Source organism: Pseudomonas sp. TH06 (assembly GCF_016651305.1).
Lineage (GTDB): Bacteria > Pseudomonadota > Gammaproteobacteria > Pseudomonadales > Pseudomonadaceae > Aquipseudomonas.
The window spans coordinates 3,301,408-3,320,709 of the sequence record NZ_JAEKEC010000001.1 but is presented as its reverse complement, the minus strand read 5'-3'; the positions used below and the strand labels follow the sequence as shown (position 1 = coordinate 3,320,709).

The window sequence follows — 19,302 nt, the reverse complement described above, 5'->3', positions numbered from 1 at the left end:
ACAGTGTGTCGGCAGGGTTTGGGGCCGCTTCGCAGCCCAGCGGGAGCAAGCTCCCTCGCCACAGTCATGTGGTCAGCGCAGGGTGAGGAGTCCTTCCACAAGGGGTTCCAGCTCGAGATGATTGACCGCTTTCACCGTTTCAATCATCGGCACCGGCCAACTCTCAAGACCCAGGCAGGCCCCGAGCATTGCCCCGAGAATCGCGGCGATGGTGTCGGTGTCACCACCGAGGCTCGCCGCCATGCACAGTGCCTCAAACGCGCTCATTTCACCGACCGCCACTTGCTGCGCCAGCGCAAACGAGACCACCACCGACTCCTGCGACGCCACCGAAGTGCCGATCACGTCGTACAGCAGATCGGCCAGCAGCGCTTTGTCGCTGTCGACGCTGATGGTGCGCGCCCAACTGATGCGCGAAGCGATGCGTCCGCCGGCTACCCAGTGCCCGTGCGTTTCCGCTTGCTGTGCGATTTGCTGACCGAGGTTCAACGCTTCGCCCAGATCCATGCCATTGATCCCGGCAGAGACCACCGCCGCTACCGCAGCCGCGCTGGAAATCCCCAGCGTGGTGTTGTGAGTCACCTGACAGGCCTGGACCACCGCCGCGATAAAGCGCTCGGGATCGGCAACGTCCGCTGCAATCCCCACCGGAGTAATGCGCATCGCCGCGCCGTTGGTGGTGCCGTATCGTCCGGCCTCTTCCGGCGAGTGACCGGCGAGGATCATTTCGATCGCGCGTTTGGTCGACGGCCCGAGCAAGTCCTGCGAGCCCTTGGCCTGCATCTCGGCTTCCCACTCGATCAGGCGTTGCGCGAGGATTGCCGGTTCGATGCGGCCCTTGCCTTCGACCAGCAACTCGCCGACCAGGATTGCCTGTTCGGTGTCGTCGGTGATCGAACCTTTGGGCATGTTCGCGGCAATCGGTTGCAGCGGGCCAGCGTCCTGCAGATCGGTGATTGTGCCGAAGCGGGTCTTGATCGTTTCGCGGTTCAGCGATTGCGTCGGCATGCCCAGTGCATCACCGAGGGCCAGGCCATAAAACGCACCGAGGGCACGGTTGAGCGCAGTCATTTCGATTCTCCAAATTGCAGGTGCAGACGGAAGTGCACCGGATCGAGCAGGCTTTCGACCTGTTCCATGAAGCGGTTCTGCCGGTCGTAAGTGGTACGCAGGGCCTTGAGGAACACTGTGCCGACCGGGCGGCCGAGCAGTTCAGCGTCTTCGGCGCCGAGCGGTTCGGCGCCGATCCACTGATCGCCGCGTTCGCCGATGTAGCCGTAGGCGGCCAGGGTGATGGTCAGGGAATTGTCGATCAGACCGACGCGCGGCAAGCTTTCGAGGCCACCGGTGGCCGGCATCAATGAGCGTTCGAGGGACACCAGCGTGCCGTCATTGGAACGGCGACGACGGTCGAGGGTGATGAATTGCTCGGTGCCGAAACGCGAGAGGAGATCGGGCCGGGTCACGGCTTCGAGGCGCAACACTTCGGTGTTGATCAGCGCGCCACTGTCGGCCAGCGCCTGCGCCCACCCGCTGCGCTGATCGAGCACCACACCGTCGAACGTGACGATGGAGCCGACACCGCTTTGTGTGGCGATGTAATTGCGCCGCTTCAATTCGGCCAGCGCTTCGCGCAACGTGCCTCGGCTGACGTTGAATTCCTGAGCCAACTGATGCTCGCCGGGCAACAGAAAGCCGTCCTCCATGAGGCCACTTTCGATGCGCCGGACGAGTTCGTCGACCACCCGTTGTTTCTTGTCAAATCGTACCTGTCTAATCATGTACAAAGTGATAACCGAAACAGACGCGGGCCGGCAAGGAATATTTGGGGAAGCTGACAAAAGGTGGGGAAACCGACGCGATCTAATGTAGGAGTGAGCCTGCTCGCGATGACGTCGGCACATTCAGCATCGATGTGACCGAAAGAACGCTATCGCGAGCAGGCTCACTCCTACAGGGGAATGCGGTTTACCTTTGTTTGAGACGGTCGATAACGACGGCCAACAGCAGAATCGAACCGCGAATCACGTACTGATAGAACGTGTCGATATTCTTCAGGTTCATCGCATTCTCGATAATCGCCAGAATCAGCACCCCGGCAATAACATGCCGAATCATCCCGATCCCGCCACTCAGCGACACCCCGCCCAACACGCAAGCGGAGATCACCGTCAGCTCGAAACCCTGACCGATCATCGGCTGCCCGGAGGTCATCCGCGACGCCAGAATCACCCCGGCCAGCGCACCAATTACACCGTGCACAGCGAAGATGATGATCTTGGTCCGATCAACGTTTACTCCGGCCAGCAAAGCCGCTTCCTGGTTGCCACCAATGGCCATGGTGTTGCGCCCGTAGGTGGTGTAATTCAGCAGCCAGCCGAAAAACAGGAAGCAGACGATGGTGATCACAATCGGCACCGGCACGCCGAACAATTGACCGTTGCCGAACACGAAGAACGATTCCTGCGACACGCCCACCGCTTTGCCGTTGGCAAAAATGTAGGCCAGACCACGGACGATCTGCATGGTCGCCAACGTCGTGATCAACGCATTGACCCGTAATTTGGCAATCACAATCCCGTTGATCAGCCCGACAATCAGGCCCATCACCAGCGCCGCGCTGACGCCGAGAAACACGCTGTTGGTGTCACGCATCACCACCGCCGCGACCACCCCGGCACAGGCAATCACCGAGCCCACCGACAAGTCGAAATGCCCCGACGCCAGGCAGTACAACATCGTGCACGCGGCAATCCCGGTGGTGGAAATCGCCAGCCCGAGGCCACGCATGTTCAGCGGCGACAGGAAGTTGTCGATCAGCAGCGTGCAGGCGACAAAGATTGCGACGGCCGCCAACAGCATGACCCAGTCATCGAGGAAGCGCCGCATATCCAAAGGTTTGCGCTCGGTCGGCAGGGTTTCTTTCTGGGTTGTCATCATAGTCACCTCTCAGTTCGCCACGCCGTCAGCGCGGTGGCGCGGCAAAGCCAGTTGCAGCAGGTTGGATTCGTTGGCCTGGTCACGGCTGACTTCGCCGCGCAGGGCGCCTTCGCAGAGCACCAGAATGCGGTCGGAAATACCCATCACTTCCATCAGGTCGCTCGATACCACGATCACCGAAATACCCTCGGCGGCGAGGTTATGGATGATCTGGTAAATCTCCGCTTTGGCGCCGATGTCGATGCCACGAGTCGGTTCGTCGAGCAGCAAAACCTTCATCGGCATCGACAGCCAGCGGCCGAGAATGGCCTTCTGCTGATTACCGCCGGAGAGGAATTTGATCTGCTGCCCAGCGTGCGGCGTTTTCACTTTCAACGCCTTGATCTGCTTGTCGGCGTTGCCCTTTTCCCACAGGCCGCGAATCAGGCAGCCGAGGCCGGAATTCGCACCGCGCGCACTGATGTTGATGTTCTCGGCGACGCTGGCCAGCGGAATGATCCCTTCCTTTTTACGGTCCTCGGGGCACAGCAGAATCCCGGCGGCAATCGCATCGCGCGGTGAGCGTAGTTTCAGTTCATGGCCACGCAGTTCGAGGCGTCCGGCGGTGTTGCGCTCCAAGCCGCTGAGCAGACGAAACAGCTCCGTGCGCCCTGCCCCGACCAGTCCGAACAGGCCGAGAATCTCGCCCTTGTGCGCCTCGAAACTGATCGGCTCACGCAGGCCTGGGCCGAGCAATCCTTCGACTTTCAACGCCACGGCGCCACGCGGGCGATTGCGGTAATCGTAGATGTCCTGAATGTCGCGGCCGACCATGCAGGTCACCAGTTGATCGTGGGTCAACTGGCTCATGTCATCGAACGTGCGCACGAAACGGCCGTCCTTGAACACCGTCACCGCGTCGCAGATGCGGAACACTTCTTCCATGCGATGGGAGACGTAAAGCACGACTTTGCCTTCGTCACGCAGGCGCCCGATGATCGCCATCAATCGGTCGATTTCGCGCGCCGAAAGGCTGCTGGTCGGTTCGTCGAAGGCAATCACATGCGCGCCACGCGACAGCGCCTTGGCGATTTCCACCAGTTGCCGCTGGCCCAGCGACAAGCGTCCGACCTTGGTCTGCGGATCGATTTCATCGGCCAGGCCTTTGAGGCAGTTCAACGCTTGCTGGCGCAACGTAGCGCGATTGATCAGGCCGAAGCTGGCCGGCAAGTGACCGAGAAACAGGTTCTCGGCCACGGTCATTTCCGGCACCAGATGCAGCTCCTGGTGAATCACCGCGACGCCGCTGCCGATGCTGTCGGCGGTGGACTTGAAGGCCATCGTCCGCTCGCCGATCTGCAACTCGCCGCTGCTCGGGATGTAGGCGCCGCCGAGGATTTTCAGCAGGGTCGATTTGCCGGCGCCGTTTTCGCCCATCAGCGCATGGACTTGTCCTGGATGGGCGACGAAGCTGATGCCGTCGAGCGCCTTCACACCGGGGAAGGTTTTGCCGATCCCATTGAAGCGCAGGCTGCCGCCGCTGTTGTCATTTGTCTGTACTTGCGCGTGCATTTGAACCACCTCTTCACACGATCAAACGGCCCGGCTGTCCGGGCCGTTGCGACGTCAGTTCCACAAGCCGATTTTTTCCAGCTCTTGCTTGAAGTTCTCGCGAGTGATCAGGGTGACGTCGTCCATGGCCGTGTACTTCGGCGGTTCTTTGCCGGTGGTGACCCACTCGTACATCATCTCGGCGGTCTTGTAGCCTTCGATGTGCGGGCTTGGCAGCATCGAGCCGAAGAAGCCGCTGTTAGGCTTTTTCAGTTCGCCGATGGCGTCGGTGCCGTTGATGCCGATGCCGATCACGTTGGTCGCGGCAAACCCGGCGGCTTCGGTGGCGCGCACGCCGCCGAGCACGGTGTTGTCGTTCATGCCGCCGATGATCAGGTTCTTCGCTGCACTCGGCAGTTTCACCAGCGCCGAGTTGGTGGCGTCCATGCTGCCCGGCACGTCGAGGGTTTTCAGGGCGGCGGTCAGAATGTGCTCTTTGGGCATGCCGGCGTCTTCGAGCGCCTTCATCGAGCCGTCGGTGCGCTTCTTGCCGGTGTCGAGTTCGTTGTAGGTGTTGACCACCGCGTAGGTATCTTTCCAGTCCCAGTTACGCTTCTTCGCTTCGGCGACCATCGCGTTGCCCTGTTTCTGACCGACCTCAAACGCGGCCATGCCGAGGTACGGCACGTCTTCCATAAACTTGCCGTTGGCGTCGACGAAACGGTCATCGACGGCGATGACTTTGAGGTCATTGAGTTTGGCTTTGGCCATGATGGCCGGGCCGAGGGACACGTCCGGCGGGCAGATCACGAAGCCCTTGGCGCCGTTGGCCGCCAGGCTGTCGATGGCCGAGAGGGTTTTCTCGCCGTCCGGCACAGCGATCTTGATCAGTTCGAAGCCTTTGTCCTTGGCGGCTTTCTCGGCAAAAGCCCACTCGGTCTGGAACCACGGCTCTTCCGCCTGCTTGACCAGAAAACCGATTTTCACGGTATCGGCAGCGAGCAGCGAACTGCTCAGGCTGAACGCGGTGACCGCCAGGGCGGTACTGCACAGGGTACGAATCCCGAAACGACGTTTCATAAGCTGACTCCTTGTTATTTTTTTTGAGCAATGTTTGAAAGCGTTTGTGGCGTTACTGCGTGGTGCAGCAAAGCATTTGAAAATAGTCATATCGTATGATGATTGGATTCCAAACGGATCTGTCCGCGTGAAAGCTGCAGCGTTCAGTCGTGGTACATCACCGAGCGACCACCATCGATGGTGATGCATGAAGCATTGATAAACGGCGCTTCGTCGCTGGCCAGAAACACTGCCGTCATCGCCACTTCCAGCGGCTGACCGATGCGTTTTGGCGGATGCAAATCAAAGGCGCGTTGCCGTTCGGCCTGCGGGTCGGCAAAGCCGTTCCAGTAATCGACGTTCAGTTGCGTTTCGATGTAGCCCGGAGCGATGGCGTTGACGCGAATGCCCTTGGCCGCATATTCGATGCCCAGCGCGCGTGTCAGACCGAGCAGGCCGTGCTTGGCCACCGGGTACGGGAAGCAGCCGGGAATGATGTGGCTGGAATGGGTCGAGGCAATGTTAATGATGCTGCCGACACCCTGTTCGATCATCTGCGGCAGCACCGCTTTGCAGCCGTACCAGGCGCCATCCAGGTCGATGGCGAAGCAGCGATGCCAGTCTTCTTCGGTCATTTGCAGTGGATCACGGAACACATTGACCCCGGCGCAATTGACCAGCACATCGATGCGGCCGTGAAGTTCAACGGCGCGTCTGGCCATGGCGTGCAGATCCTGCTGGCGTGACACATCGGCCTTGAGTGCCTGCACGTCAAAGCCTTGTTCGCGCCAGTGGGCGGCGACTTTCTCGACTTTTTCCGCCTGAATGTCGCTGATCACCAGTTTGGCTTGTTGGCAGGCGAAGGCTGCAACGATGGCTTCACCGATGCCTTGGGCTGCACCGGTCAATAGCACGACTTTGTTTTGCAGACGCTCACCCTTCGGCGGTGCGGGCACCGGCGGCAGGGAAAGAGGTTCGGCCATGGATCAGGACTCCTGTTCGCAAGCGCAAAAAAACCGGGCATCTGCCGATGTCCGGTCTGGAAGGCGTTTGAAACAAAACAGGCAGGCGTCGCTGACGGCATCGAACCGTTGCGAGACGCGGACTCCATTGGGGAGTGCGATAGACATTCGCTGCATCACTTCACCTGTTTTGTTCTTTTTAAGTGTGAGTGCGTGTTACTGCTGGAGCCGACTATAAACCCGACCGCCGAATAATCTCAATATATAATTTTGCATCCCATATTTTGGGATTTATCCAGCAAATCGCGTACAGAGCTTTCCTGCGACATCGACTCGCATCGACAGCACGGCGCCGTCCAGAGGATGCCCAAGGGGGCTCTTGGCGCTGGTGATGTACAGGGTTTTCAGGTCTTCGCCGCCGAAGACGCAACTGGTCGGGCGGCTGATCGGCAGGTCTATCCTGCGGTCAACCTTGCCCTCCGGCGTCAGGCGCAACAGGCAACTGCCGTCCCAACGGGCATTCCACACACAACCTTCGGCATCCAGAGCCGAACCATCCGGGCCGCCCTGTTGATCGGGGCCATACCAGGTTTGAGCGATGTCGAGGTTGCCGTCGGTGTGAATGAAATAACGATAGAGCGTGCCGTCGAGGCTGTCGCCAAACAGCAGCGTGGTGCCGTCGTCGCTCCACAGCAGCGTGTTCGGAATCCCCAGGCCGCGCAGCAATGGCGTGACACGTTTATCGGGATCGACACGGAACAGCCCACCGGAGCGGCGAATGATCGGCAGGTCTTCACCCTGCTCGCCAATGTTGTTTTGCATGGTGCCTAGCCATAACCGGCCTTGCGCGTCGCAACGGGCTTCGTTGGCGCGGTTACCGGGCTGCGGGTCGGCGACGCAGAACAGCGTCAGGCGCGGTTCGAGTCCCGGGGAGTCGAGATCGAGGCGGTAGACACCGCTGCTGAGCGTCACCAGCGCATCGCCGCTGGCACAAGGGATAAACGCAGAAACGTGCTCGGGCATTTGCCAGATCTGCACGTTCTGGCCGATCAGGCGCAGGGCCTGTTTGCCAGCGATATCGACCCAGTACAGCGCTTGCGTCGGCGCATCCCAGAACGGGCCTTCGCCGAGTTGGGCGCGGTGTTGGGTAACGACGGTCCACGGCATATAACGGTCTCCATTGTTGTTTTTTTACTGTAGGAGTGAGCCTGCTCGCGATCGCGGTGGATCAGTCGAAGCTGTTTTGCCTGATACGACGCTATCGCGAGCAGGCTCACTCCTACAGGGGGAATTCGTCTTAACCGGCTTTTTTATCGGCCATGACTCTTGGGTAAAACCGTTTGATCGCCAGATCGGCATTGTCGATCAAGGTCATGCAGGCCCACACACCTCGCGCGGAATCGCGGGCGGCGATGGCATCGGCCATGTCTTTGTGGATCGGCAAAGTGCGGCGCAGTTCATCGGGGTCCGCAGCGGAGACTTCGAACGACACCGCGAGCAAGGCGCCGAGTGCCGGGACCATCTGTTCGATGAACTGGTTATGGCTGGCGGCGAGAATACATTCGTGGAAGGCCTGATCGGCGCGGTTGTAATCGATGCCGCTGTCGACTGCCCGCGCCAGTGCGTTGAACGCCATTTGCACCGCGTCGATCTGTTCGAGCGTCGCCCGCTCACACGCCCAGCGCACCGCCATGGGTTCGATGGTGCGGCGCAGGTCGAGCAGGTCATCGACGAAATTTTCCGGCAAGCCATTGCGCGAGAGCCACCCGACGACTTGCGGATCAAACAGGTTCCAGCGCCGCACCGGCAACACGCGGGTGCCAACTTTTGGCCCGACTTCGAGCATGCCTTTGGCGACGAGGGTTTTGATGGCTTCGCGAATGACGGTGCGGCTGACCCCGAGCTGCTCGCCCAGATCCGCCTCGACCTTGATGGTCTGCCCCGGTTTTACCTGCCCGGCGGCGATCCAGCTGCCCAGCCAGTCAACCGTTGATGCATGAAAGCTGCTGGACATGAACACCTCAAGGCGGATCGCGATGGGTGATCACGCTAATCATCATACGATTGTCTGTCAATTCGATATTTCTGCCCATCTCCATCTGCTCGAGTCTATTTGAGTAAAGCCATTCCATGACCTACGGTTAAGGCGCGACAGATCAAGCAGTCAATAGCATCTGTTTCACTCAACTTCGCTATCGACAGGTATGAGCATGAACAAGGATGCGTCTACGCAATACCCAATTGTTTTGATCCACGGCCTCTTCGGCTTCGACAAAATCGCCGGTTATCCCTACTTCTTCGAAATCAAGGAAGCACTGGAGCGAGAGGGTGCCACCGTGTTTGCCGTGAATATTCCAGCAGTAAACGGCAATGAGGAACGCGGGGAAAAGCTGCTGGAACACGTTAATCGCATATTGCGCGAGACGGGCGCAGCCAAGGTCAACCTTATCGGCCACAGCCAGGGCCCGCTGGCGGCGCGCTATGTCGCCGCGCTGCACCCGGAAAAGGTCGCCTCGGTCACCTCGGTCAGTTGCCCCAACCATGGTTCCGAAATTGCCGATCAGCTGCATAAGGCATTAACCCCCGGCGAACTACCGGAAGCGCTGGTACTGGCGCTACTAGGCGCGGTCGGCACCTTTATCTCGCTGCTCAGCGGACATCCGCAAAACCCACAGGACCCTCAGGCTGCTTTCGAATCGCTGACCAGCGCCGGACTGGCGACGTTTAACAAAAAATACCCACAAGGGGTACCCAAACAATGGGGCGGTGAAGGTAACGAAGTCGAAAACGGCGTGTATTACTATTCCTGGAGCGGCATCGTGCAGAACTTCCAGAGCCTGCAACCCCTCGATCCGTCACATTTGAACTGCATCGTGCTGTCGAAGCTGTTTTACAAGGAAAAGAACGCCAACGATGGCTTGGTCGGGCAGTACAGCTCGCATCTGGGCAAGGTCATTCGTTCGGATTACCCGATGGACCACTTCGACGCCGTCAACCAGCTCGCCGGAATCACCAGTTGGAACGTCAGCCCGGTTCGTCTCTATCTTGAACACGCTGCACGGCTCAAGGACAAAGGCTTGTAAGGCGCAAAAAAATGGCCCGCTGCAATAGCGGGCCATTTGCAAAACATGCAGCGTGACTTATGGCTCAAGACCAATGCGGAAAAATTCGCCGCCACTCCACACACCGAGCCAACGCTGACCGTCGATTTCACGGCTCACTGCCAGTTCCACCAGTTGATAGAACACATTACGGTGAATCAGCGCTTCGAGGTTGGTGCGCACATGCACGTAAGGTGTGGGCTCCTGAGTCGCCGGATCAATCTCCACGCGGATCGGATGCTCTGGCCCGGCCTCGGCGGTTTCTTCAACGTTCGTGGTGAAGCGTAAAAGCTGCGCCTCACCCTCGCCTTCAACCTCGACGGCAATCGCCACAAACGGCGCGTCGTCGACTTTGATCCCGACCTTCTCGACCGGGGTGATCAGGAAGTAATCATCGCCATCGCGGCGAATGATCGTCGAGAACAGCTTGACCATCGGTTTGCGCCCGATCGGCGTGCCCAGGTAGTACCAGGTGCCGTCCCGGGCGATGCGCATGTCGATGTCGCCGCAGAAGTCCGGGTTCCACAAGTGCACCGGCGGCAGGCCTTTGGTTTTGGGGATCTGTCCCAACAGGTCATTGGCTTTTTGCGGGCCACTCATGGCGTACTCCTTGAATTATTGGTCGCCGACTCCCAACAGGCTGCGCGCATACTGCGCCAGCGGCGGGCCGATCAGGTCTTCGGGCTTGTTGTCGTGGAACGTCAGTAAACCGCCACGACTCTTGATCCGTGCAGTATCAATCAAATACTGGGTGCTGGTCTCGATCAACATGATCTGAATCACGCCGCCATCGATACCGAGACGATCCACCGCCTCTTGATCGAGCCACTCGTCGGAGGTGCCGATACGGTCGTCAGCCTTGGCGAAACGCGTATACAGCAGGTAGTGCGCACCGGCATCGCGGGCTTCGCCCATCGCTTGATCAAGGCCTTCCGGCGCACGGGCGCGGCGGACCATCGGGAAGTATTCGACGAAGCCCTTGAAGGCCTCTTCAGCCACCACGTTCGGTCGCGGATACGAACCACCCGGCGGTGCGAACGCGCCCTGAGCGATGTAAATGAACGAGTCCGGCTGAATGCGGAAGTTGTTCACGCGGCGACTGTCGCTGTGATCCAGCAGCCCCGCATCGCTCATCTGATAGCGAGTGCCTTCGGCCATATCGCTGACAGTCATACAGCCGCCAAGCGCCAAAACGGCCAGCAGCAAAACCAGGCTACGCATCCTATTCCTCCAGTGGCCGGTGACGGAAAACCGGCGAATGGCCGTTGGATGCAGCTTTTGCGCCAGTCCTTGAAAATGTGCAGGTATCGAATTTGAAATGACGCCCCAAAGGCCAGAAATGAAGCCTTTGTGGCGAGGGAGCTTGCTCCCGCTCGGCGGCGCAGCCGTCGTAATTTCGGTATCTATGGTGAGCCAGGCAGAATCAGGAGGATGGTTTTGGGGTCGCTGCGCAACCCATCGGGATAAATCCCCTCACCACAATCAGCCGCCGATGATTTTCATGATGGTCGCGCCGCCGGAGAACGCCACTTCCTGCTTGTCGCCCAAGGCTTTCACCAAGAGCCGTTGCAACGCCGGCAACGCCTGATGACGCGGCTTGTCCAGCAGGTCGCCGACATAGTGACGGTTGCTCGACGACAGGCAGCCATGCAGCCAACCGGTCGACGAAAGACGCAGTCGCGAGCACGTCCGGCAGAACGGCACGCTTTCATTGGCGATCACGCCAAAATTGCCCAGCCCGGGAATCGCATAACGCACGGCGGTGGCGTCCACCGGCGCATCGGTTTGCGCGTACTCGTAGCGCTCGCCAATCAGCTCCAGCAATTGTTGCAGGCTGACGAACTGTTGCAGGAAGGCGTTGGAGTCCTTGGCCAGGTGGCCCATGCGCATCAGCTCGATAAAACGCAGCTCATAGCCACGCGCCAAGCAGTAATCAAGCAGGGGCATCACCTGATCGAGGTTCTGCCCACGCAACGGCACCATGTTGACCTTGATCTTCATCCCTGCCGCCGCCGCTTGGTCCATGCCATCGAGCACGGTGGCCAGATCACCGCCACGGGCGATGCTGCGGAACGCATTGGCGTCGAGGGTATCGAGGGAAACGTTGATTCGGCGCAGACCGGCATCGACCAGCAGCGGCAGTTTTTTCGCGAGGAGTTGACCGTTGGTGGTCAGGCTGATGTCGTCCAGGCCCATCTTGCCGACGGCGGTCATGAACGATTCGAGTTTGGGGCTGACCAGCGGCTCGCCACCGGTAATGCGCAGCCGCTCGATGCCAGCGGCTTCGATCAGATACGCCACGCCGCGCGCCATGGCCTCGGCCGACAGTTCATCCTGCGCAGCAACCAGCCGCTTGCCGTTTGGCACGCAGTAGGTACACGCGTAATTGCAGGCTGAAGTCAGGCTGATACGCAAATTGCGAAAACGCCTGCCTTGACGGTCAACGATCATGATCACTCCGGCGGTGGAAAATCGAGCGGCTAAAACTTGACTCAGAATTCAAGTTTTAGCAAGCCCTATGCCTGAGTATATTCCTGCGGTAAGCGTCATGGTGTGAATATCATGGCGCCATAAGACAGCTGAATGGCTCAGCTGCTCGGCGTTTCCGGATCGCGCTTGCGCTTGTTGCCCATGCGCACACCGATGTCCATCAGGAACTGGAAGAATCCTTCCTGATCTTCCAGCACGTTGCTCCAGAACGGCGAGTGATACAACGCGACAGCGCCATGCACCAGCGCCCAGGATGCGCAGTAGTGGAAGTACGGCGGCACGTCTTCCAGCTTGCCTTCGCTGATGCGGCCCTTGATCAGCAGGGTCAGGCGTTCAAAGTTCGAGGCACGGATCTTGTGCAGTTCCTCGACCATTTCCGGCACCTGATTGCCCTTGACCACCTTCTCTTCGAGGCGATCGAACAGGCGATAGCGCTGCGGGTCGCGCATGCGGAATTCGAAGTAGGCACGGGACAACGCTTCCTTGTCCTTGTCGACATCGGCCGAATGCAGCAGCTCGTTCAAATCGCGCTCGTAATCGAGCATCAGGCGCAGATAGATCTCGGCCTTGGACTTGAAGTGCTTGTAGATCGTGCCTTTGCCGATACCCACGGCATCAGCAATCATCTCGACGGTGACACTGTCTTCACCTTGTTCGAGGAACAGCTTGAGCGCGGTATCGAGAATTTCTTGCTCGCGGCGACGAAACTCACGGACCTTACGAGGTTCTTTGTGCATAAGAAAAGGTCTGTTTGGGTCAAAATTCGAAGCCGCGTATTATGCCTAACTTGCGCAAAAATGCACGGATCATCCGACCATATCTGTGTTTCTTGTTCATTTTGCGAACGTTTGGGGCGCAATGAGAACTCAACTGAAGCGAACGTATTCCAAATTTGTTTAAAAACCCCGACCGGCTAACTGGACTGCACGCCAGACTGATCAATACTTGAACTGTCGGGCGGCATCTCCCCCAAGTGCCGCGCCGATAAAGGTACCAAGGGACCGCGTGCCTTTGTTTTACTCCTAATGGTCTTAACCCGGATTCACCCCCCAGAACCCGGGTTTTTTTTGCCTGCGATTTGACGATCACCTACACGGCAGATTTAACACTCGCCAACGGGAACAGTCGCTTGAAGTTCTCGGTGGTCTGCTCGGCAAAACGCTCGTAGTTTTCCCCACGCAACATCGCCAGAAACTCCGCCACTTCACGCACGTACTGCGGCAGGTTGGGCTTGCCGCGATAAGGAATCGGCGCCAGATACGGCGAATCGGTTTCCACCAGCAGGCGATCCGCCGGGACCTTGCTCGCCACATCGCGCAACGCATCGGCATTGCGGAACGTGACAATGCCCGACAGGGAAATGTAATAACCCATGTCCAGCGCAGCCTTGGCCATGTCCCAGTCTTCGGTGAAGCAATGCAGCACGCCAGCCTGAGGCAATGCCGCTTCGCGCAGCAACTCAAGGGTATCGGCGCGGGCGCCGCGGGTGTGGATGATTACCGGTTTGCCGGTCTGCTGCGCCGCTTGCAGGTGCAGACGAAAAGACGCCTGCTGCAACTCGGCCGCTTCCGGCTCGTAGTGGTAATCCAGACCGGTTTCACCGATCGCCACCACCTTCGGGTGATTGAGTTCGTGCAGCAACCAGTCAAGCGCAGGCGCCGCGCCCGGCTGCACGTCCAGCGGGTGCACGCCGACCGAGCAATCAACGTCGTCATAACGCTCGGCCAGGGCTTTGACGTCGGCGGCGTTGTCGGCACTCACGCCGATGCACAGAAAGTGCCCCACTCCGCGTGCGCGTGCAGCATCCAGTGCGGCATCCAGCGAGCCGTCGTGGGCGGCGAGGTCGAGGCGATCAAGGTGACAATGGGAATCTACGAGCATAAAAAAGACGGCTACTTACATCGTATGAGTGGGACGGTCGGACTTGAGGGCTCCGGCCAGATGGGTTTCGATGCGACTGCGGGCAGTGTTGTCGCCATCGTTGAACTGTACGCCGACACCCGCCGCGCGGTTGCCTTGCGCCCCTTTTGGGGTGATCCAGGTGACTTTGCCGGCCACCGGAATCTTCTCCGCCTCTTCCATCAGATTCAGCAGCATGAACACCTCGTCGCCCAACTTGTAGCTCTTGTTGGTCGGGATGAACAGGCCACCGTTCTTGATGAACGGCATGTAAGCGGCGTACAGCACCGACTTGTCCTTGATGGTCAGGGACAGGATGCCGTTGCGCGGCCCAGGGCTTATCGGTTCATTCATGTTGACCTCCACTGCTGATGTTCAGAGTCTAGGTACACATTCTTATCTTTGACCAGGCAATCCCGCCCATTGCACCAGCAATGCTTCCAGCAGCAGTGCCGGATTGAGGTTGGCCTTGCTCAGGACTTTCTGCCGCTGGGCGAGAATCCAGTCCTGAATCTCGAGGACTTTGCCTTGCGCACTCTTCTGCGCCAGGTACTGCACGACTTTACGCATGTCCGTCAGACCGAGGCCAGCTTCGTCCTGCGTCAGTTGATAGCGCAGGATCAGACTCGACCAGTCACAGAACCAGTCGAACAGCCGCAGCATCGGAATGCTCTTCCATTCTTCGGCCAGTTGCGTCGGCGATTGCTGCTGTTTGAGCAACTTCTTCACCCCTTCAACCACTTGCGCACGCTGTTCGCGTACACCCTGGGATTGAAGACTGACCGCCATCAACGGCGAACCAGCGGCCAGTGTCAGCAGTTCGACACGTTCCTCTTCGGAACAGTCCGGCAGCGCCTGCGCCAGCCATTGCAGGCTCATCGCCTCACCCGGCAACGGACAGGCCTGTTGCACGCAACGGCTCTTGATCGTCGGCAACAAACGGCTCGGCTGGTGGCTGACCAACAGCAGAACGGTATCGCCCGAAGGTTCTTCAAGGCTCTTGAGCAAGGCGTTGGCGGCGTTGATGTTCATCGACTCGACCGGCTCGATCAATACCACTTTGCGTCCGCCCAGTTGCGCGGTCTGCACTACGAAACTGACAAGATCGCGCACCTGATCGACCTTGATTGCCTTGTCGGCCTCTTCCGGTTCAAGGATGTAATTGTCCGGGTGGCTGCCGGCCTTGAGCAGCAGGCAGGATTTGCACTCGCCGCACGCCTCGGGTGTCGGGCGCTGGCACAGCAGGCTGGCCATCAGGCGCTCGGCCAATGCGCGCTTGCCGATTCCGGCCGGGCCGTGCATCAGATAAGCGTGCGCGTGCTGGCTACGTCCGGCCAGTTGCTGCCAGAGACTGTCCTGCCATGGATAGGCCTCAGCCACGGGCCAGCTCCAGCAAGTTCGGGAGCAAGGTATCCAGCGATTGCTGAACCTTGACCAATGACTGACCCGCATCGATGCGCACATAGCGCGCAGGATCGGCTTCCGCACGCTTGAGGAATGCACTGCGCACCGCTTCGAAAAATGCCCGACCTTCCAGTTCGAAACGATCCAGACGCCCACGGGCGCTGGCACGGGCCAGGCCGATTTCCACGGGCAGATCAAAAATCAGCGTGAGGTCCGGACGCAGGCCGCCCTGCACAAAGGCCTCCAGCGTGGCGATACGCTCCAGCGACAAACCACGACCGCCGCCCTGATAGGCGTAGGTCGAATCAGTGAAACGGTCGCAGAGTACGACTGCACCACGGGCCAGAGCCGGACGAATCACTTCCGCCAGATGCTGGGCGCGCGCGGCGAATACCAGCAACAGCTCGGTGTCCGGGTTCATGACTTCGTCGGCCGGCGCCAGCAGCACGTCGCGAATGCGTTCGGCCAGCGGCGTGCCGCCAGGCTCGCGGGTCAGCACCACCTCGATACCGGCGGCGCGCAGGCGCTCGGCGAGGTATTCGCGGTTGGTGCTTTTGCCGGCGCCTTCCGGGCCTTCCAGGGTAATAAACAAGCCAGTCACAGGCAGTCCTTAGTCAAAGTCATTGCGCGTTTTGTGGAGCCGCGACTTCCGGAGCGGCTGCAGGCTCCTGAGGCGCAACCTGTGGCAGCGATTCCGGCGCGGTGTCCGGGGATGCCGCAGGAATCGCTTGATCAGTCGCCGGAGCCGCTTCGGGCGTCGTGACCGGTGCCGGGCTGGAGCGGTAATCGGCACGCCGTTTGAGCTGGAATTCACGCACCGCACTGTTGTGCGCATCCAGATCATCAGAGAAAACATGGCTACCATCGCCGCGAGCGACAAAATACAGGCTGGTACCTTCCACCGGATTCAGCGCCGCGTGAATCGCTTCACGCCCGACCATCGCAATCGGCGTCGGCGGCAAACCGGGAATCACGTAGGTGTTGTAAGGCGTCGGCTCCTTGAGATGCGCGCGGGTCAGCTTGCCGGTGTAGCGATCACCCAAACCGTAGATCACCGTCGGGTCAGTCTGCAGCTGCATGCCCAGCGCCATCCGGCGCACGAAGACACCGGCAATCTCGCCGCGCTCCTGTGGCACACCGGTTTCTTTCTCGACCAGCGAAGCCATGATCAACGCTTGATAGGGTTCGCTGTACGGCGCATCGGCGGAACGTTTTTCCCATTCATTGGCCAGCACCTCGTCGAGACGATCGAATGCCTTTTTCAGCAGTTCGGTATCGGACATGCCGCGAACGAAACGGTAGGTATCAGGGAAAAAACGACCTTCCGGGAACAGTCCTTTATGACCGATCTTGGCCATGACGTCGCTGTCGCTCAAACCGCTGAGGGTCTGCTCGATCTTTTCATCTTTCGCCAGTGCGGCACGCACTTGATGGAAATTCCATCCCTCGACCAGCGTCAGGCTGTACTGAACCACTTCACCACGCTTCCACAAGTCGATCAGACCATTGACGGTCATCCCCGGCTGCATGCGGTATTCGCCGCTGTGGATCGGTGTACCGGCGAGGTTGAAGCGCCAATAGACGCGCAGCCAGAACGCGTCCTTGATGACACCATCGGTTTCGAGCGAAAGGAAAGTACGCGTCGGTGTAGAGCCTTTCGGCACATCCAGCAGTTCTTCCTGCGTGATGTTCAGAGGCTGTTCCAGCGCACTGTGAATCTTCCAGGCGCTGGCGCCCAACAGCAGCCCTGCCAGAACCAGTCCGGTTTCCAGCAGCAGCAAAAGTTTACGTCTCACAAATCAGGCATCCAGTAGGGCGCGGGCAATGGTTTGCAGTTTACGGGTGAGCGGGCCAACCGGCCAGCTCAGTGCAACGTAGGCGCGTACCGGCCAGACGCCATACACGCTGTTACAGACGAACAATTCATCGGCCCATTGCAGTTGATCAAGGCTGATGTCGGCAATTTGAGTGGGGATGGCCAATGACTCGGCCTGAAACAATATTTCGGCGCGCATCACTCCAGCCACGCCGCAGCGCTGCAGATCAGGGGTGATCAACACACCGTCACGCACCAGAAAGAGGTTGCTGAACACCCCTTCGATGACCCGACCGGCCTGATCGAGCATCAAGCCTTCGGCATGCTCGCTGTCCTGCCATTCGGCACGGGCAAGAACCTGTTCAAGGCGATTGAGGTGTTTCAGCCCGGCGAGCAACGGCTGTATGGACATACGTGTGCTGCACGGAAACAGGCGAATGCCTTGTTCAGCATGAACAGCGGGATAACCCGCTGGAGGATTGCCTTGCAGAATACGTCGGGCCTGCGCCGCAGGATTGGGCGCATAACCACGCAAACCGTCGCCACGGGTGAGGATAAGCTTGAGCACACCCTCGCCCATCGCTGCCGCATAACTCTGCAGCTCATGGCGAACCAGCGCGATATCGGTCGGGATGGCCAGACGTGAGCAGCCATCGGCCAAACGCGTCAGGTGACGATCCAGCAACACTGGCTGGCCGCCACGCACGGCGAGTGTCTCGAACAGACCATCGCCGTAAGCCAGGCCGCGATCTTTCAGCGACAGAGCGTCAGCCGGTTGACCGTCGACCCAGCTGTCCATCAGCCTGCGAACCGGCGGAATGCCAGGGTGCCGTTGGTGCCGCCAAAACCGAAGGAGTTGGACAGTACGACATCGATGTCCATGTTGCGCGCAGTGTGCGGCACGAAATCGAGATCGCAGCCTTCGTCCGGCTCATCAAGGTTGATGGTCGGCGGTGCCACCTGGCTGTTGATCGCCAGCACGCTGAAGATCGCCTCAACCGCGCCCGCCGCACCCAGCAGATGACCGGTCATGGACTTGGTGGAGCTGACCGCCAGTTTGTAGGCGTGCTCACCGAACACCGACTTGATCGCGTTGGCTTCGGCAAGGTCGCCGGCCGGGGTCGAGGTGCCGTGGGCGTTGATGTATTGCACTTGATCAACGTTGATCTTCGCATCGCGTAGCGCATTGGTGATGCAGCGTGCAGCACCGGCGCCATCGGCAGGCGGCGAGGTCATGTGGAACGCATCGCCGCTAGTACCGAAGCCGATCAGCTCGGCGTAGATGGTCGCGCCGCGAGCCTTGGCGTGTTCCAGCTCTTCGAGCACCAGTGCACCGGCGCCGTCGGACAGCACGAAACCATCACGACCCTTGTCCCATGGACGGCTGGCGCGGGTTGGTTCGTCGTTGCGGGTCGAGAGTGCACGGGAAGCACCAAAGCCGCCCATGCCCAGACCGCACGCGGCCATTTCGGCACCGCCGGCAATCATTACGTCGGCTTCGTCGTACATGATGTTGCGCGCCGCCATGCCGATGCAGTGCGTACCGGTGGTACACGCCGTGGCGATGGCGTAGTTAGGTCCCTGTGCGCCCAGATGGATGGACAGGAAACCGGAAATCATATTGATGATCGAGCCTGGCACGAAGAATGGCGAGATTCGACGCGGGCCCGTCTCATGCAGAGTACGGCTGGTTTCTTCGATGTTGGTCAGACCGCCGATCCCCGAACCCATGGCCACGCCAATGCGTTCACGGTTGGCGTCGGTGACTTCGAGCCCGGCATTGCGCACGGCTTGAAAGCCGGCGGCGAGGCCGTACTGAATGAACAGGTCAAGCTTGCGCGCTTCCTTGACCGACAGGTATTCCTCGACATTGAAGCCCTTTACCGAGCCGCCAAAGCGGGTGGAATAGGCAGAAAGGTCGGTGTGTTCGATCAGACCAATGCCACTGCGGCCAGCCAGAATGCCCTGCCAACTGCTCGGCACATCCGTGCCCAGTGGCGACAACATACCCATACCGGTGACTACGACGCGTCTACGCGACACAGCACTCTCCTTTTTCAAATGACGATTTTGCATCAGGCCTAAAGAAAAAACCGCACGC

At 59.5% G+C, this 19,302-nt stretch carries 20 protein-coding genes; 1 reads left to right on the top strand and 19 read right to left on the bottom strand.

Going from position 1 to position 19,302, the window contains the following annotated elements; all coding sequences use genetic code 11:
* Nucleotides 1-72: 72 nt before the first annotated feature.
* The 8 genes from JFT86_RS14980 to JFT86_RS14945 all read right to left on the bottom strand — a co-directional run bounded on the left by JFT86_RS14980 (nucleotide 73) and on the right by JFT86_RS14945 (nucleotide 8,505).
* Nucleotides 73-1,071: an ADP-ribosylglycohydrolase family protein gene (locus JFT86_RS14980; RefSeq protein WP_201237256.1), complete on the bottom strand. Its 999-nt coding sequence runs from the start codon at nucleotides 1,069-1,071 to the stop codon at nucleotides 73-75.
* Nucleotides 1,068-1,781 (bottom strand): GntR family transcriptional regulator, encoded by a 714-nt coding sequence (locus tag JFT86_RS14975; protein ID WP_201237255.1) that lies wholly within the window; start codon nucleotides 1,779-1,781, stop codon nucleotides 1,068-1,070. The genes JFT86_RS14980 and JFT86_RS14975 overlap by 4 nt, the downstream gene beginning before the upstream one ends.
* A 187-nt stretch (nucleotides 1,782-1,968) precedes the next feature.
* Nucleotides 1,969-2,937 carry an L-arabinose ABC transporter permease AraH gene (gene araH / locus JFT86_RS14970; RefSeq protein ID WP_201237254.1) on the bottom strand — a complete coding sequence of 323 codons (969 nt, stop codon included), beginning with the start codon at nucleotides 2,935-2,937 and terminating at the stop codon, nucleotides 1,969-1,971.
* Between the two features lie 12 nt (nucleotides 2,938-2,949).
* Entirely contained in the window at nucleotides 2,950-4,491 is a 1,542-nt protein-coding gene (gene araG / locus JFT86_RS14965) for an L-arabinose ABC transporter ATP-binding protein AraG (RefSeq protein WP_201237253.1), read from the bottom strand.
* Nucleotides 4,492-4,545: 54 nt separating this feature from the next.
* Nucleotides 4,546-5,550: a substrate-binding domain-containing protein gene (locus JFT86_RS14960; RefSeq protein ID WP_201237252.1), complete on the bottom strand. Its 1,005-nt coding sequence runs from the start codon at nucleotides 5,548-5,550 to the stop codon at nucleotides 4,546-4,548.
* 143 nt (nucleotides 5,551-5,693) lie between these two features.
* Entirely contained in the window at nucleotides 5,694-6,512 is an 819-nt protein-coding gene (locus JFT86_RS14955) for an SDR family oxidoreductase (RefSeq protein ID WP_201237251.1), read from the bottom strand.
* A gap of 270 nt (nucleotides 6,513-6,782) precedes the next feature.
* Nucleotides 6,783-7,658 carry an SMP-30/gluconolactonase/LRE family protein gene (locus tag JFT86_RS14950; RefSeq protein ID WP_201237250.1) on the bottom strand — a complete coding sequence of 292 codons (876 nt, stop codon included), beginning with the start codon at nucleotides 7,656-7,658 and terminating at the stop codon, nucleotides 6,783-6,785.
* Between the two features lie 130 nt (nucleotides 7,659-7,788).
* Nucleotides 7,789-8,505 carry a FadR/GntR family transcriptional regulator gene (locus JFT86_RS14945; protein ID WP_201237249.1) on the bottom strand — a complete coding sequence of 239 codons (717 nt, stop codon included), beginning with the start codon at nucleotides 8,503-8,505 and terminating at the stop codon, nucleotides 7,789-7,791.
* Nucleotides 8,506-8,701: 196 nt separating this feature from the next.
* On the opposite strand from JFT86_RS14945, the gene JFT86_RS14940 reads away from it, so the two are divergent.
* Complete coding sequence (locus tag JFT86_RS14940; RefSeq protein ID WP_201232380.1) at nucleotides 8,702-9,574, top strand: triacylglycerol lipase; 873 nt, start codon at nucleotides 8,702-8,704, stop codon at nucleotides 9,572-9,574.
* Between the two features lie 57 nt (nucleotides 9,575-9,631).
* Here JFT86_RS14940 and JFT86_RS14935 read toward each other — a convergent pair whose 3' ends face one another.
* From JFT86_RS14935 to fabF, 11 genes are all read right to left on the bottom strand, one after another.
* Nucleotides 9,632-10,192: a DUF1285 domain-containing protein gene (locus JFT86_RS14935; RefSeq protein WP_201237248.1), complete on the bottom strand. Its 561-nt coding sequence runs from the start codon at nucleotides 10,190-10,192 to the stop codon at nucleotides 9,632-9,634.
* Between the two features lie 15 nt (nucleotides 10,193-10,207).
* Nucleotides 10,208-10,813, bottom strand: a complete 606-nt coding sequence (locus JFT86_RS14930; RefSeq protein ID WP_201237247.1) for a DUF4823 domain-containing protein — start codon at nucleotides 10,811-10,813, stop codon at nucleotides 10,208-10,210.
* Between the two features lie 261 nt (nucleotides 10,814-11,074).
* Nucleotides 11,075-12,043 (bottom strand): radical SAM protein, encoded by a 969-nt coding sequence (locus JFT86_RS14925; RefSeq protein ID WP_201237246.1) that lies wholly within the window; start codon nucleotides 12,041-12,043, stop codon nucleotides 11,075-11,077.
* A 137-nt stretch (nucleotides 12,044-12,180) separates the two neighbouring features.
* Nucleotides 12,181-12,819 carry a TetR/AcrR family transcriptional regulator gene (locus JFT86_RS14920; protein ID WP_007950805.1) on the bottom strand — a complete coding sequence of 213 codons (639 nt, stop codon included), beginning with the start codon at nucleotides 12,817-12,819 and terminating at the stop codon, nucleotides 12,181-12,183.
* Nucleotides 12,820-13,171: 352 nt separating this feature from the next.
* The gene (locus tag JFT86_RS14915; protein WP_201237245.1) at nucleotides 13,172-13,963 is read right to left on the bottom strand and encodes a TatD family hydrolase; all 792 of its coding nucleotides are present in this window, start codon (nucleotides 13,961-13,963) and stop codon (nucleotides 13,172-13,174) included.
* Between the two features lie 15 nt (nucleotides 13,964-13,978).
* A complete protein-coding gene (locus JFT86_RS14910; RefSeq protein ID WP_123534659.1) occupies nucleotides 13,979-14,335 on the bottom strand; it encodes a PilZ domain-containing protein in 357 nt (118 codons plus the stop codon).
* Nucleotides 14,336-14,377: 42 nt separating this feature from the next.
* The gene (locus JFT86_RS14905) at nucleotides 14,378-15,361 is read right to left on the bottom strand and encodes a DNA polymerase III subunit delta' (RefSeq protein ID WP_103306700.1); all 984 of its coding nucleotides are present in this window, start codon (nucleotides 15,359-15,361) and stop codon (nucleotides 14,378-14,380) included.
* Nucleotides 15,354-15,986, bottom strand: coding sequence for a dTMP kinase (gene tmk, locus JFT86_RS14900; RefSeq protein ID WP_201237244.1), 633 nt, complete (start codon nucleotides 15,984-15,986; stop codon nucleotides 15,354-15,356). The genes JFT86_RS14905 and tmk overlap by 8 nt, the downstream gene beginning before the upstream one ends.
* Nucleotides 15,987-16,005: 19 nt before the next feature.
* On the bottom strand, nucleotides 16,006-17,181 hold the full coding sequence (gene mltG / locus JFT86_RS14895; protein ID WP_201237243.1) for an endolytic transglycosylase MltG: 1,176 nt from the start codon (nucleotides 17,179-17,181) through the stop codon (nucleotides 16,006-16,008).
* Nucleotides 17,182-17,184: 3 nt separating this feature from the next.
* Nucleotides 17,185-18,000, bottom strand: a complete 816-nt coding sequence (pabC, locus tag JFT86_RS14890) for an aminodeoxychorismate lyase (protein ID WP_201237242.1) — start codon at nucleotides 17,998-18,000, stop codon at nucleotides 17,185-17,187.
* Nucleotides 18,000-19,244, bottom strand: coding sequence for a beta-ketoacyl-ACP synthase II (gene fabF / locus JFT86_RS14885; RefSeq protein WP_064120373.1), 1,245 nt, complete (start codon nucleotides 19,242-19,244; stop codon nucleotides 18,000-18,002). Before fabF ends, pabC begins: the two co-directional genes overlap by 1 nt.
* Nucleotides 19,245-19,302 lie beyond the last annotated feature (58 nt).

What these genes read in the sequence shown, in the direction of transcription:
- JFT86_RS14980 (WP_201237256.1), bottom strand. Translation starts at nt 1,071, where the DNA reads ATGACTGCGCTCAACCGTGCCCTCGGTGCGTTTTATGGCCTGGCCCTC.
- JFT86_RS14975 (WP_201237255.1), bottom strand. Translation starts at nt 1,781, where the DNA reads ATGATTAGACAGGTACGATTTGACAAGAAACAACGGGTGGTCGACGAA.
- araH (WP_201237254.1), bottom strand. Translation starts at nt 2,937, where the DNA reads ATGACAACCCAGAAAGAAACCCTGCCGACCGAGCGCAAACCTTTGGAT.
- araG (WP_201237253.1), bottom strand. Translation starts at nt 4,491, where the DNA reads ATGCACGCGCAAGTACAGACAAATGACAACAGCGGCGGCAGCCTGCGC.
- JFT86_RS14960 (WP_201237252.1), bottom strand. Translation starts at nt 5,550, where the DNA reads ATGAAACGTCGTTTCGGGATTCGTACCCTGTGCAGTACCGCCCTGGCG.
- JFT86_RS14955 (WP_201237251.1), bottom strand. Translation starts at nt 6,512, where the DNA reads ATGGCCGAACCTCTTTCCCTGCCGCCGGTGCCCGCACCGCCGAAGGGT.
- JFT86_RS14950 (WP_201237250.1), bottom strand. Translation starts at nt 7,658, where the DNA reads ATGCCGTGGACCGTCGTTACCCAACACCGCGCCCAACTCGGCGAAGGC.
- JFT86_RS14945 (WP_201237249.1), bottom strand. Translation starts at nt 8,505, where the DNA reads ATGTCCAGCAGCTTTCATGCATCAACGGTTGACTGGCTGGGCAGCTGG.
- JFT86_RS14940 (WP_201232380.1), top strand. Translation starts at nt 8,702, where the DNA reads ATGAACAAGGATGCGTCTACGCAATACCCAATTGTTTTGATCCACGGC.
- JFT86_RS14935 (WP_201237248.1), bottom strand. Translation starts at nt 10,192, where the DNA reads ATGAGTGGCCCGCAAAAAGCCAATGACCTGTTGGGACAGATCCCCAAA.
- JFT86_RS14930 (WP_201237247.1), bottom strand. Translation starts at nt 10,813, where the DNA reads ATGCGTAGCCTGGTTTTGCTGCTGGCCGTTTTGGCGCTTGGCGGCTGT.
- JFT86_RS14925 (WP_201237246.1), bottom strand. Translation starts at nt 12,043, where the DNA reads ATGATCGTTGACCGTCAAGGCAGGCGTTTTCGCAATTTGCGTATCAGC.
- JFT86_RS14920 (WP_007950805.1), bottom strand. Translation starts at nt 12,819, where the DNA reads ATGCACAAAGAACCTCGTAAGGTCCGTGAGTTTCGTCGCCGCGAGCAA.
- JFT86_RS14915 (WP_201237245.1), bottom strand. Translation starts at nt 13,963, where the DNA reads ATGCTCGTAGATTCCCATTGTCACCTTGATCGCCTCGACCTCGCCGCC.
- JFT86_RS14910 (WP_123534659.1), bottom strand. Translation starts at nt 14,335, where the DNA reads ATGAATGAACCGATAAGCCCTGGGCCGCGCAACGGCATCCTGTCCCTG.
- pabC (WP_201237242.1), bottom strand. Translation starts at nt 18,000, where the DNA reads ATGGACAGCTGGGTCGACGGTCAACCGGCTGACGCTCTGTCGCTGAAA.